The organism is Falsiphaeobacter marinintestinus (genome assembly GCF_007923355.1).
Lineage (GTDB): Bacteria > Pseudomonadota > Alphaproteobacteria > Rhodobacterales > Rhodobacteraceae > Phaeobacter_A > Phaeobacter_A marinintestinus.
In genome coordinates this window covers 224,040-237,200 of sequence record NZ_VOGO01000003.1, presented here as the reverse complement: position 1 = coordinate 237,200, position 13,161 = coordinate 224,040, and the positions used below count along the sequence as shown (strand labels likewise).

Here is a 13,161-nt window from a genome sequence, read left to right as displayed (position 1 = left end):
CCAAAAATTCATCACACCGCAACCAAAGCTGCACGCAAGCTAAGCATTTGGCAAAACGCATAGGGAATATGCGCCCTTTCTCACCATTGCCTCTTTTTTCCGCGCCCCGCATTCGATTGAACCCGCTCCAACCATATAAATACGAGGGAAGGAGCGGCCCATGAACGGAGCCGATACAGCATGGATCATCGTGGCCACGGCCCTGGTCCTTTTCATGACACTGCCGGGTCTGGCGCTGTTCTATGGCGGTCTGGTGCGGGCACGAAATGTGCTCAGCGTCTTCATGCACTGCTTTTCCATTGCCTGCCTGATGAGCATTCTTTGGATGATGTTCGGGTATTCCATCGCCTTTGGCGGCGGCACTTCCGGGCTTTGGGGCGGGCTCGACAAGGTTCTGTTGCTCGGCATTGATGCCGACAGCCTTGCGGGCACCCTGCCCGAGATCCTGTTCTTTGCCTTCCAGATGACCTTTGCCATCATCACCCCGGCGCTGATTGTCGGCGCCTATGTCGAACGCGTCGGATTTGGCTTTGTCATGCTGTTCTCGGGCCTCTGGATGCTGCTGTGTTATGCGCCCGTGGTCCACTGGATATGGGGCGGCGGCATTCTGTCCGACGGCGGCATCTTTGGTGAAATCGGCGTGCGCGATTTCGCGGGTGGCATCGTGGTTCATGAAACGGCCGGTATCGCGGCACTGATGATCGCGTTCTTCCTTGGCCCGCGCAAGAACCGCACCACACCGCCGCATAATCCCGGCTATGTGATGATCGGGGCGGCGATGCTGTGGGTCGGCTGGTTCGGCTTTAACGGCGGCTCGCAACTGGCAGCAGATGGTGGCGCGGCCATGGCGCTGACGGTCACGCACCTGTCTGCCGCAACCGCCTCGCTGACCTGGGCGTTGTGGGAAAAGATCAAGTTCGGCAAAGCCTCGCTGGTTGGCACCGTGACCGGCACCATTGCCGGTCTCGCATCAATCACCCCGGCCAGCGGATTTGTTGGCCCGGTCGAGGCGCTGATCATCGGTGCCATCGCCGGTGTCCTGTGTCAGGAGGCCGTGACCCTGATCCGCCAGAAGATCAAGATCGACGACACGCTTGATGTGTTCGCGGTCCACGGCGTCGGCGGCATCTTCGGCACGATCATGATCGCGGTATTCGGGGCTGGCACCTTTGCCGCCCAGTTCGGCGGTCTGGCCGTGGTCGGCATCTTCACCATCGTCGTGACCTTCGTCCTGATCAAGGTCGTCGGAATGATCACCCCGATGCGGGTGGATCTGGAAACCGAAACCAACGGGCTTGACCTGGATGTGCATGGCGAACGCGCCTACGACATCACCAGCTAAAGCCCTTGGAAACCGAATACCTGCGGGCCCCTTCATGGGGCCCGTTTTGGTTTTGAAACGGCTCAGTCGTCGGTGCGTGCGGTTATAAGCCAGACTTCCTCAGCCCCGCCGCCAGTGCGCTCGCCCATCGGACCCTTGATGTCGCTGCGTTCAAGTCGGTTGATCCCATAGGGCTTCCCGTACAGATCGGCCACGTAATCCGCGTTCACGGCGAAGGGCGGTCCGCTCATCCGACTCTGATCATAGTCGAAGGTGATCACCAGCTGCTGCGCTGTGCCTGAAAGATCGCTGGTATGGGCGGCATAGCGCGCCCGGTCTTCCGGAGCCATCGCCACCACTGCGGCCCGATCATAAACGGCGGCGACTGGGCCAAGCAGGTCGCGCGTCAACGCAAAGATATCACCGACAAAAATCACCAGATCCCCGTTTTCATAGCGTTTCAGGCCCCCAACATCCTGAACAACCGGATCCAGCCCTAACCGGGTAAAGACCTCTTTCACGGCCTCTTCGCTGAATTCAATTCCAACCACGCGCAGCCCCTGCCCCAGCAGCCAGTCCAGATCCAGTGACTTGCCGCACAGCGGGACAAACACCGTATTCCCAGCAGTCAGCCCAAGAGCCGGAAAATGCGCCTCCAGAAGCCGGTTGGCCTTGGCCTCGTGAAACCCGATGCGCCCCTCGCGCCACCGTTCCTGCCAAAAGGTTTCTTCCATGCTGCACCACTCCGCTTGCAAATGCTGTCGATACCCTGCTTGGATACGACTTAAAGCCAACTCGGCCGCAAGCGCCATGATAAACCGCAGGCGCGGTTTTGCTGTGGAACGCTTGGCACAAGTTGCTCCGGATCAGCCGTAGAGATCCTTGGCGCGCGCTTCGAACGCTCGCACAATCCGCTGCATCGCTTCGTTGAACACAAGGCCAATGGCCTTTTGCAGAATCACGTTGCGAAATTCAAAATCGACAAAGAAGTGCACATCGCAGCCGTTGTCGGTATCGGCAAAATCCCAACGCGATTTCATATACTTGAACGGTCCGTCCAGATACTCGGTATCGATCCGGGACTCCTGCGGGTACAACGTTACCTTGCTGCCAAACCGCTCGCGGAACACTTTGAAGCTGATCACCAGATCCGCCTCCATCACCATCGCGTCGCCATCGCCAAAGGTTCGCCGAATACGCGCGGCAGCACACCACGGCAAAAACTGCGGGTATTGCGCCACATCGGCCACCAGATCATACATCTGCTGGGCCGAATACGGCAGCTGTCGGGTTTCAGCGTGGGTTGGCATCTGTCCTTGCGGGTTTGAGGGTGACAGTGGCGCGTCATGTCGTATGGTTAGCGAAAAGATTCAAGGGGGTCTCATGTCAGAGCGGCCTTATGTCATCGATGAAATGATTTCGGCCAAGGCGATTGCCGCCCGGATCGAAGAACTGTGCCGCGAGATTCATGATGAATTCGACGGGACCAACAAGCTGGTTGTTGTCGGCCTGTTGCGTGGATCATTCGTGTTTATCGCCGATCTGGTGCGCGAACTCGACTTACCCATCGAGGTCGATTTTCTTGAGGCGTCGTCTTATGGTGATGCGATGGAATCCAGCCGGGAAGTCCGCATTCTCAAAGACTTGCGCGGCGCAATTGAAGGGCGTGATGTGCTGGTTGTCGAAGACATTGTGGATACCGGTCACACCCTCAGCCATGTCACGGCCCTGCTGCGCAGCCGCAAACCGGCGCGTTTGCGATCCATTGCATTGCTCAACAAATCCAGCCGGCGCGAGGTCGATTTCACGGCCGATTGGATCGGGTTCGAAATTCCGGATGAATTTGTCGTGGGCTATGGCATCGACTTCGCCCAACGCAACCGCAACCTGCCCTTTATCGGCAAAGTGCGGTTCACGTGAACGGTTGGGGCTGGCTGATCCGCGCCTCGCGCTGGTCGCGCAATCCGCCCTCCACCAAACGCGTGATCTTTGTCTTCGCCGCTATCGGAATTTGCCTGGCCATTGTCGGCATTGAAAAGCTCGGCCTGTGGCCCGATTGGGCCACCGCCGACCGCGTGCCGCGCCGTTTGCGTTAAACGCCAGCCAGCTTGGCCTGACGCGCCGCCCGCAAACGGGCAAAATCATCGCCCGCGTGATAGGATGACCGGGTTAGCGGAGTCGCCGACACCATCAGGAACCCTTTGCCAAACGCCGCCTTTTCGTAAGACGCGAATTCATCAGGCGTCACAAACCGGTCGACTTTGTGATGCTTCGGCGTCGGCTGCAAATACTGACCGATGGTCAGGAAATCGATATCCGCCGCGCGCATGTCTTCCATCACCTGCATCACCGACTGGCGGTCTTCGCCCAGTCCGACCATGATGCCGGATTTGGTGAACATCGACGGGTCCAGTTCCTTGACCCTCTGCAACAAGCGCAGCGAATGAAAATACCGCGCGCCCGGACGCACCTCGGGGTACAGTCCCGGCACGGTTTCAAGGTTGTGGTTGAACACATCAGGTCGCGCTTCGACCACGATCTCCAGCACCGAGGGATCACAGCGAATGAAATCGGGCGTCAGGATTTCGATTGTTGTCGATGGGCTGCGATGCCGGATCGCGCGGATCGTCTGGGCAAAATGATCGGCCCCGCCATCCTTGATATCATCCCGGTCAACGCTGGTCACAACCACATGGTTCAGACCCAGCTTTTCCACCGCATGCGCCACACGGCCCGGCTCAAATGCATCCAGCGCTTCGGGCGGCTTGCCCGTCGCGATGTTGCAGAATGTACAGGCGCGGGTACAGACCTCGCCCATGATCATCATGGTGGCGTGGCCCTGGCTCCAGCATTCGCCGACATTCGGGCATCCGGCCTCTTCGCAGACGGTCACCAACCCATTGTCGCGCATGATCTTGCGCGTATCGGCATATCCCTTGCCGCCGGGCGCTTTGACACGGATCCAGCTTGGCTTTTTGGGCTGTTCGTTATCCGGGCGATGCGCCTTTTCCGGGTGACGTTGCTCAGGGATTTTCAAGTCGCGCATCGAATTGGCCTTGTCTTTCGGGGCTGGGTGTCTTCCCCTTATCATAACGCGACGTCACAGGAACCGCCAGCCATGCATAGCTGGTATGCGGCGCGCGGTCCCGCCTGACGGGGTTGTCACCCAATCATGTTGCTGGCCGCATCCTTGGTATCGTCATAATGCCGATGCAACCGCTGCAATGCGATCCGCAGCACGATCTTGCCGGACCGCGCCGACCACCCCATCTTTTTCTCTGCGGTTTCAAGCCCCTCCAGATAGCAACAGCACCGCAACGCCACATCGCTCAGCCCCGGGCCCAGGTCGGCCAACGCTCGCGAAACCCTGTCGCGCGCGCCGCTTGGCCCTGATCCGATACCGCCGTCCGGCGCAAAACCACCTCGGCCCCCGCCAGTCAGAAACCTGTCCCAGTTCTGCGCCACGCGTGGCCCCATCTGGGCCAGTTCGAAATCCTCGCGCAGCCGTTCCCCGGCCCGAACCAAAGCTTCGTCCAGAAACGGTTTCCCATCCTGACCCTTGCGCCGCGCCAGAGCGGTCAGCGGGCTTTCGGCCATATTATAGCGCACCCTCTGCGGACGCTCGCCCTCATCACTGTCGATCTGCTTTTCGCCCCAAGCGCGATGCTGGTCGCCAAACGGTGTCTGCGCCTCGCCAAACCCGTTGCTGTTGCTGGTGTGAGCCCGGTTTTCATTGTCCGCCAGCATCCGGCTTAGCGCTGCCCGTCCGGCAGGCGTGATGTGATATCGGCTGATCCGTCCGGGCGATGCGCAGGTGATCCAGTCTTTCAGGGCCATGGCCTGCGCGATTGAGCATTCGACCACAGCCGTCCGTGCGCTGGTACCGGCCGTGTCACGTACCACGACGGCTTTCTCCATATCTTCGGCCACCGCCAGAACCGCTCCGGTTTCACAAAGCCGGCGCAAGACCCGGCTTGCCTCGCGTTCCAGGGTTAAAGCGTCCGGTGTTTCTTCTGCTATGCGCATCGGCATGGACATTTGTAGTGGTTCCTCTCTTTTCTCGGTCACCTTTCGGTGCCCGGACCGGGAAAAATGGCAAGCAGCCAGCGCTGCAAGGGCGGCATCAACAAGGGGATCATCGCGGCGCGTTTCAATCCGGCGAATCTGGCGCATCACGGTCGACGCATGGCACCCGGCCCGACGCGCAAGCGTGCGGATCGATTGGCCTGACTCCGTATGAGCGAGATAGCGTAGAGCGCCTTGTGGCACCCATCCCGGAATTGATCCGACCAGACATTCGTCCATTCTGCAGCATCCTTTTACGGCAATAAGACTAACCCGGTTATCCAGTAGTTATCTTCAAACCAAACACAACCTATGCGTGTATTGGTTACCTGTGTGTTAAAATAACCGTGAATGCTTAGTATTGTTTCCAAATCATAAACAGTTGTGAAACCATCGCGCGCTACCATTCCGCCATTCGCAACACCCGCTTAAGTTGTGACAAATTGATCTGGCCATTCACCAAACAGGGGACTGACCATGCAAGATCTGATGGGACTATTATCTGCTCTGCGCCGCCCACGCCTTTTGATCCGCACCGCGCGCATCGGGGCAAAAGACTATAATCGCGACAGACATCTGCAGCGGATATTGGGATATGGCAGCCTGCCACGCCCTGCCCCTGCCCTCATGCGCCTGATGGAGCTTGAACAGGATCTGGATACCCAACGCCGCGAAGATGATGCCGGATATTCCCTGCACCGGCATCTGGATATTCTGATCGCTATGATGGGCGAAATCCAACTGGTACAGGTCAGCCGTCTCCAGCTGACCTAAGGTCAGGTTAACCCGTCGACCGAATGCCCCGCACGCAGGAGGTCGACCCGTTTCAGGCTCATATCTTCGGGCGGACAGCCGACATTGCGCTGCAATGTGATCGTGACCGACAGGCCATGGATCGGACCAGGGTAATCAGAAACTGTACAGGGTCGTGCGGATACGCCCATCATAGGCCAACACATCGCATAGAATCCGCTTGGAACTGGCCTGCAGGTTGAACGGCGCCGCGCTCAGATCTACGCCGCTGTTCACGCTCAGGCGGATTCCGGGACCTGAATCATGTTCAAGATTTGGAACGAAGTTTTCGTCCGCGGGCAAATGCTCGGTGACGATCAAGTGCTGGCAACTGCCCGGAAATTTTCTGACAAAGCTCAAGACGTCGTCATTGCTTAGGTGTTGCAGGACTTGACGCACCAGAATGATGTCCGCCGGCGGTAGCGGGTCTTCCACCAGATCCAAAACGTCGAAACTCAGGTGGTCTGCTGTCTCGTTTGCCCGGTGGTGCTCGATCAGTTCCGGTACAATGTCAAATGCCATATAGCGGGTCGCAAACGGCACCAGTTGCCGACCGATCTCAAAGTCACCACAACCGATATCGGCCACCGACTTGCCCGACCCGAATTCCTGCAGGAACCCGGATATCGCGGCCACGTAAGGTCCGGTGACTTCTGGGTTGCGCGACCCTTCTCCAGAATGAAAGGGGCTTTCATCCGGGGTGGTTCTGCTCCAGATCCGATCCCTGTAAACCTTCGAAAACGCCTCTTGCCGGGACAGGCCATCATAATCTGCCGGTGCCGTTGGCTTGTGCTTTTTCTTGTTCAGCAACCGCGAAAACAGCTTTTTCATCTGTTGAGTCTCCTACCTCGGGTCCGGGACCGTTCTTGGTGTCATTCGCCCATCACGCGTTATCTTGGACAGGGCGTTTCCTGTGCCGCAGCAAGGCACGCGTCACGATATCGGTGTGATTTTCCCGATAGGCCAGAATGTCACAATAATAGATCGTGCGCTTAGATGTACCGTCGTTTTGATCCTGAACATAACGCAGAACCGAAATTGAAGTTGATGCATCCGCGTTTTCGACAATAACCCCGCCAAAGTTATCGAAAACGGAAAACGTGTAATCCCACTGCGATGAAAGCCGGTTCAAAAGTTCAAGGAATTCCTGATACTGATCTACCGTATCGCACTGGCATTCAAAATACAGCAACGGGCCTTGCGCATCGATTGATCCGGAAGCCGAGTTGATGACGTCGAAATCAAACCCATCAACGTCGGATTTTATCAAAGCCAGATCCGTGCCGTGCTCCGCCTGCACAATATCGTCCAGAGTTCGGGTTTGGATGGCCGTATCTTGGTCTTCCGCGTCCGAAAGAACAGCCTTGGCCGTGCCCTTGTCCCCTTGCAAGGCCCCCACTTTCACGGTCTTTCCAACCAGTGCCATGATCGGAGTAATTTGTGTTTGCGGTGACACTTTCTTGATTTTGGCAAGGTTGCGCTGCAAGTACCCGAAATACGCGTCATCCGCCTCAATCGCGATGTAACTCAGGTCAGGGTTCTGATCGACCATCGACGCAATTGTGTCGCCGACATTCGCGCCCACATCGACAACCATCCCGCCGGGCAACTCTCTCACCAGACAGGGCAGAAAGCGGTCGTATTGTGGATTATCACGTTGATAGACCGGCAACATATGACCCGCTGACAGCGTGATATCGAACTTGCCGATGCGGTGGTCTTGCTCGGTTCGCTCGCGGCGCCGGTTCAGTCGTTTCCTGAGAAATCGGATCATGGCGTCCTCACTCCCATTCGATTGTACCGGGCGGTTTTGAAGTCACGTCATAGGTGACCCGGTTGATGCCTTTGACCTCGTTGATGATCCGGGTCGCGGTTTCACCAAGAAACTCATGGCTGAACGGGTAATAATCGGCTGTCATCCCGTCGACCGAATTCACCGCACGCAAAGCGCAGGCATAATCATAGGTGCGGCTGTCGCCCATCACACCGACAGTGCGAACTGGCAGGATGGCAACAAAGGCCTGCCAGATCTCATCATACAGCCCATGTTTGCGGATCTGGTCGATATAAACCGCATCCGCCTTGCGCAGAATCTCCAGCTTTTCGCGCGTGATTTCGCCCGGGCAGCGGATCGCAAGACCCGGACCGGGGAACGGATGACGCCCAATGAACGACGTCGGCAGGCCCAATTCACGACCCAGGGCCCGAACCTCGTCCTTGAACAACTCGCGCAGCGGTTCGACCAGCTTCAGGCCCATCTTCTCGGGCAGACCGCCAACATTGTGGTGTGATTTGATGGTGACCGAAGGGCCGCCCGAAAAGCTGACGCTTTCGATCACGTCGGGGTACAGCGTGCCTTGCGCAAGGAATTCGGCGCCCTCAATCTGGTTGGCGTATTTCTGGAACACGTCAATGAACAGCTTGCCGATGATCTTGCGCTTGGTTTCAGGGTCCGACTGCCCGTCAAGTTCGCCAAGGAACAGGTCGCTTTCATCGGCGTGGATCAGCGGAATGTTGTAATTGTCGCGGAACATCGACACGACTTCGTCGGCCTCGTTCATGCGCAACAACCCGTGATCGACAAAGACGCAAGTCAGCTGATCGCCAATCGCTTCGTGGATCAGAACCGCCGCAACAGACGAATCGACGCCGCCGGACAGGCCGCAAATGACCTTCTTGTCGCCCACCTGTTCGCGGATCTTGCGGATCGCCTCTTCGCGGTAGGCCCCCATGGTCCAGTCGCCGGAAAAACCAGCCTCGCGGACAAAGTTTTCGTACAGCGTCTTGCCGTTCGGCGTGTGATGCACCTCGGGGTGGAACTGAACTGCATAGAATTTGCGGGCAGGATCGGCGGTGATCGCGAAAGGCGCACCGGGCGAGGTTCCGTAAACCTGAAAGCCGGGCGCAATTTCCGACACGTGGTCGCCATGGCTCATCCAGACCTGTTCGCGGCCCGACCCATCCATGAACCAGCCGGTTAGCAGGTCGGCGCGATCGTCCGTCGGGGTTACATAAGCGCGGCCAAATTCGGCCGTGGCATGTTCGCCCGCTTCGACCTTGCCGCCCAGATCATGCATCATGACCTGCTGGCCATAACAGATGCCAAGGATCGGCACGCCCAGATCATAGGCGGCTTTCGGCGGGCGGGGCGAACCGTCGCGCATCACCGAATCCGGTCCACCGGAAAAAATGATGGCTTTGGGCGCGAATTCGGTCAGGAACGTATCTGTGACGTTCTGATAAGGGTGAATTTCGCAATAGACGTTCAGTTCGCGCAGGCGGCGAGCGATCAGCTGCGTCACCTGGCTGCCAAAGTCGATGATGAGAAGGCGGTCATGGGATGTCTGCGTCATGACGCCTCCTAATCCGGTGCGGTTAAGCTGGCAAGAGGTGGCAGACCTTAACCCATCGATTCCGATGCCTTTGCCCCCCGTTGTTGCCCCCGATTGACGTCCGCGCGGTGACTCCACAGCGCAATCGCCGACCAGGTCAGCAGATACAACAGACCGATTCCAATAACCGCCTCCCCCGGCAGCGGGCCGATATCGGCGCGGCGCACAGCCTCGTCCACGGATTGCGCCGGGGTGGGATGCACGGTGATTTTGCCGATAAAGGCCAGTGTCTGGATCACCAGAATCCACAGGTAATTGCGCCGGATGCGCCGCCCTATCGCGGTCAGAAAACTGGTGTGATAGCGCGGCTTGAGATAATCATTGGCCAGGGTTTTCTGCCAGTTTTCTTCCAGATGCAGGTCGCCGTCATCCAGCATCGGCGCATAGAAATGTGTCTCCATCCATCGGGCCCGGGCGCGCCAGACGTTGAAATACCGGTATCGACGCGCCTCCAGCATCAAAAACAGGATGATCAGAACCCCGACCAGAATCAGCGGCAAAGGCGAGGCATCAGGGGACGCGAAAGAGATCGACAGGGCGACACCCAACGTCACAACAGCCCAGTTCGTGGTGGTGTCCAGCCGCGTGCGCCAGATCGTACTGCGATAAACTTCGCCGCGATAAAGATGTGCAACGGCAGTGATTTCAGATGAACTCAATGACTTTCGTTCGGTATCCGCGTCCGTATTCGTGTCGGTAATTGCCGTATCCTCCCAATAGCAGCCAAGGCGTGTCAGACCCTGCCCGACGCCATCTTGCACGGGGTCTTCCGCAAGGTCAAAGGGCCGCTCCGGGGCATGTTCGATGTCGCGTATGTCGTTTTTTCCCCTCATGCGCCGTAATTCTCAATCGGTCGACGCGTATGGTGGGCTATCACAAGCCAAACGCAGGCGGACGGATCCGGGAGACAGACACATGGCCGAAGCAGCAACAAAGCGCAGAACACGTGGTGGTGGCGGTGCGGCCCGTCGGGCCGAGCGGACAGCTGTTCGGATCGAAGCGGCCAAGTATATCGAACGCAACATCCCGAATTTCGAGATCCTGAACGAAGAAGCGTTGGAAATCATCGAAACCAACGCCGAAACCGTGCTGGCCGAGATTGGCGTGAACTTTGTCAACAACCCTGCCGCACTTGAACGCTGGCGCGAAGCCGGGGCCGAGATCGAAGGCGAACGGGTCCGCATCCCGCGTGGATTGGCACGCAAACTGTGCGAAACCGCGCCGTCCAGCTATACCCAACACGCCCGCAACCCTGACCGCAACGTGGTAATCGGTGGCAAAACTCTGGTCTGCGCGCCGGTTTATGGCCCCCCGTTTGTACGCGATGTCGCTGGTGGGCGCCGCTATGCCACGATGGACGATTTCCGCAAATTCGTGAAGCTGGGCTATATGTCCAAGTGGCTGCATCATTCCGGCGGCACCGTGTGCGAACCCACCGACGTGCCGGTCAACAAGCGGCATCTGGACATGCTGCACGCCCATATGACCCTGTCGGACAAGCCGTTCATGGGCTCGGTCACCGAACCCAGCCGCGCGCAGGATTCGGTCGAGATGTGTGAGATCCTGTTCGGCAAGGATTTCGTGCAGGAAAACACCGTGATGACCTCGCTGATCAACATCAACTCGCCGCTCACGTTTGACGACGTGATGATGGGCGCGCTTGAGGTTTACGCGAAGAACAATCAGGCCTGCATCGTATCCCCGTTCATCGTCGGCGGGGCCATGGCTCCGGTATCGGTCGCAGGCACTCTGACACAGGTTCTGGCAGAGGTTCTGGCCGGGATCGCCTATTCGCAACTGGTGCGCCCCGGTGCCCCGGTGATTTTCGGCGCCTTCGTGTCGTCAATCGACATGAACAGTGGCGCGCCGACGTTCGGCACACCCGAAGCCAGCAACATTCTGTATGGCGCCGGTCAACTGGCCCGCCGTCTGGGTCTGCCGTTCCGTTCGGGCGGCTCGCTGTGCGGATCGAAATTGCCCGATGCGCAAGCCGCCTATGAAACCGCGAACACGCTAAACACAGCCTTGCTGGGGGGCGTGAACTTCATGCTGCACAGCTGTGGCTGGCTGGAAGGCGGGCTGGTCAGCTCGTTTGAGAAATTCGTGATGGATGCCGATCAGCTCGGCGTTCTGCATAAAGTCGCCGAAGGAGTATCCGTCGACGAAAACGCCCAGGCCATGGGCGCCATCGCCGAGGTCGGTCCGGGCGGTCACTATCTGGGGTGCGAACACACACAGGCCAATTTCAAGGACGCCTTCTGGCGGTCGGGCGTGTTTGACTACAAGCCGTTCGAAACCTGGGAAGAAGAAGGCGCGCGCGATACCCAGGCGCTGGCGGCGGAAAAGGTTAACACGATGCTGGCGACCTATCAGCAGCCCGCTTTGGATCCGGCCATTGCCGGTGCTCTGGCCGAATACATCGCCCAGAAAAAAGCATCGATGCCAGACGCCTTCATGTGACTTGCTGACGGCGTCACGCACTCAAAGACTCTGCGTTCGGACAGTCCGGAAACGGGCGGTGGTTTTTCGAACGCAGGGTTCGATTCAGTGGCGAAACTGGATTGTACAAAACGGCACAACCACCGTCCGGGGCCTGTACAAAACGGACCAAACGCGGCGCTTTACGCGGTACTCAGGCATGTTTGGGGCTTGACCCTGCCCCGCGAAGGGGTGCTCATGTCGCAAATTCCCGACACCGGAAAGCCAAGTGTCCAATACTCTCAAAGCTGCACTTTGGATGCTCGGGGCAATTGCCTCTTTCTCGTCTATGGCGGTCGCTGGCCGTGAGCTAAGCACGGTGCATGATACCTTTGAAATCATGATGTACCGCAGCTTTGTCGGTATCCTTGTCGTGTCGCTGATTCTGACGGTCACGCGCCGATGGGGTCAAGTAACGACCAGGCATTTTGGCTTGCAAGTCACTAGAAACACTGTACATTTTATCGGCCAAAACCTTTGGTTCTTCGCGATCACGGTCGCCCCATTGGCGCAGGTTTTCGCGCTCGAATTCACCAACCCGCTCTGGGTCATTGTCCTGTCCCCGATGCTTTTGGGCGAACGCCTGACCCGGGTCCGCGTCGTGTCTGCAGTGATTGGGTTCATCGGGATTCTGATCGTCGCACGCCCCGGCGCGACCGAGTTGAACATCGGCGTCATCACCGCCGCCAGCGCGGCGTTTTTCTTCGCCCTGACCACAATCGCCACCAAGCGTTTGACGGGTCTTGTCAGTATCGCGTGCATCATGTTCTGGCTCACAGTTATTCAAGCTTTTCTAGGACTTATCGGATCTTCCTATGATGGAATGATCACCCTGCCAACGGCTCAGACAGCGCCGTTTCTGGTGCTTGTCGGCCTTGCAGGGCTGCTGGCGCATTTCTGTATCACCAACGCCCTCGCGATTGCCCCGGCCACCGTTGTCATCCCCTTTGACTTCGCCCGCCTGCCCGCCATCGCCATCGTCGGCATGTTGCTTTACAACGAACCGCTCGACGTCTGGGTGCTAGTAGGAGCGTTGGTAATCTTTGGCGGGAATTATCTGAATATTCTCAGCGAAACCCGCAAGAATCGGGTCGCCTGAACGCCTGAATTTCT

General features: G+C 58.1%; 14 protein-coding genes. 6 read left to right on the top strand and 8 right to left on the bottom strand.

The annotated features are described in order from the left end of the window. Window positions 1–160 precede the first annotated feature (160 nt). Window positions 161–1,342, top strand: a complete 1,182-nt coding sequence (locus FOY56_RS08380) for an ammonium transporter (protein ID WP_146345388.1) — start codon at window positions 161–163, stop codon at window positions 1,340–1,342. 62 nt (window positions 1,343–1,404) lie between these two features. On the opposite strand, the gene tmpT is transcribed toward FOY56_RS08380, so the two are convergent. Further along, on the bottom strand, window positions 1,405–2,055 hold the full coding sequence (tmpT, locus tag FOY56_RS08375; protein ID WP_146345387.1) for a thiopurine S-methyltransferase: 651 nt from the start codon (window positions 2,053–2,055) through the stop codon (window positions 1,405–1,407). 132 nt (window positions 2,056–2,187) lie between these two features. Beyond that, window positions 2,188–2,631: a type II toxin-antitoxin system RatA family toxin gene (locus FOY56_RS08370; RefSeq protein ID WP_146345386.1), complete on the bottom strand. Its 444-nt coding sequence runs from the start codon at window positions 2,629–2,631 to the stop codon at window positions 2,188–2,190. Window positions 2,632–2,704: 73 nt separating this feature from the next. On the opposite strand from FOY56_RS08370, the gene hpt reads away from it, so the two are divergent. After that, a complete protein-coding gene (hpt, locus tag FOY56_RS08365; protein ID WP_146345385.1) occupies window positions 2,705–3,241 on the top strand; it encodes a hypoxanthine phosphoribosyltransferase in 537 nt (178 codons plus the stop codon). Further along, window positions 3,238–3,417: a hypothetical protein gene (locus FOY56_RS08360; RefSeq protein ID WP_146345384.1), complete on the top strand. Its 180-nt coding sequence runs from the start codon at window positions 3,238–3,240 to the stop codon at window positions 3,415–3,417. The genes hpt and FOY56_RS08360 overlap by 4 nt, the downstream gene beginning before the upstream one ends. On the opposite strand, the gene lipA is transcribed toward FOY56_RS08360, so the two are convergent. Further along, the gene (lipA, locus tag FOY56_RS08355) at window positions 3,414–4,367 is read right to left on the bottom strand and encodes a lipoyl synthase (RefSeq protein WP_146345383.1); all 954 of its coding nucleotides are present in this window, start codon (window positions 4,365–4,367) and stop codon (window positions 3,414–3,416) included. The genes FOY56_RS08360 and lipA overlap by 4 nt on opposite strands. 116 nt (window positions 4,368–4,483) lie before the next feature. Continuing rightward, the gene (locus tag FOY56_RS08350; protein ID WP_146345382.1) at window positions 4,484–5,626 is read right to left on the bottom strand and encodes a DUF6456 domain-containing protein; all 1,143 of its coding nucleotides are present in this window, start codon (window positions 5,624–5,626) and stop codon (window positions 4,484–4,486) included. Window positions 5,627–5,863: 237 nt separating this feature from the next. On the opposite strand from FOY56_RS08350, the gene FOY56_RS08345 reads away from it, so the two are divergent. Beyond that, window positions 5,864–6,160, top strand: coding sequence for a DUF6477 family protein (locus FOY56_RS08345; protein ID WP_146345381.1), 297 nt, complete (start codon window positions 5,864–5,866; stop codon window positions 6,158–6,160). A gap of 135 nt (window positions 6,161–6,295) precedes the next feature. Here the strand turns inward: FOY56_RS08345 and FOY56_RS08340 are convergent, their stop codons facing one another. Genes FOY56_RS08340 through FOY56_RS08325 form a run of 4 tightly spaced genes read right to left on the bottom strand, consistent with a single transcriptional unit; the run spans window position 6,296 to window position 10,403 of the window. Further along, window positions 6,296–7,009 (bottom strand): class I SAM-dependent methyltransferase, encoded by a 714-nt coding sequence (locus FOY56_RS08340; RefSeq protein ID WP_146345380.1) that lies wholly within the window; start codon window positions 7,007–7,009, stop codon window positions 6,296–6,298. Window positions 7,010–7,061: 52 nt separating this feature from the next. Continuing rightward, a complete protein-coding gene (locus FOY56_RS08335) occupies window positions 7,062–7,952 on the bottom strand; it encodes an FkbM family methyltransferase (RefSeq protein WP_146345379.1) in 891 nt (296 codons plus the stop codon). 7 nt (window positions 7,953–7,959) lie between these two features. Beyond that, a complete protein-coding gene (guaA, locus tag FOY56_RS08330; protein ID WP_146345378.1) occupies window positions 7,960–9,531 on the bottom strand; it encodes a glutamine-hydrolyzing GMP synthase in 1,572 nt (523 codons plus the stop codon). 47 nt (window positions 9,532–9,578) lie between these two features. After that, the gene (locus tag FOY56_RS08325; protein WP_146345377.1) at window positions 9,579–10,403 is read right to left on the bottom strand and encodes a DUF2270 domain-containing protein; all 825 of its coding nucleotides are present in this window, start codon (window positions 10,401–10,403) and stop codon (window positions 9,579–9,581) included. A gap of 82 nt (window positions 10,404–10,485) precedes the next feature. Here FOY56_RS08325 and FOY56_RS08320 point away from each other — a divergent pair, with 82 nt between their 5' ends. Together FOY56_RS08320 and FOY56_RS08315 are read left to right on the top strand one after the other, a co-directional pair. Next, entirely contained in the window at window positions 10,486–12,030 is a 1,545-nt protein-coding gene (locus tag FOY56_RS08320; protein WP_146345376.1) for a trimethylamine methyltransferase family protein, read from the top strand. Window positions 12,031–12,277: 247 nt separating this feature from the next. Next, window positions 12,278–13,147 carry a DMT family transporter gene (locus tag FOY56_RS08315; protein WP_146345375.1) on the top strand — a complete coding sequence of 290 codons (870 nt, stop codon included), beginning with the start codon at window positions 12,278–12,280 and terminating at the stop codon, window positions 13,145–13,147. Window positions 13,148–13,161 lie beyond the last annotated feature (14 nt).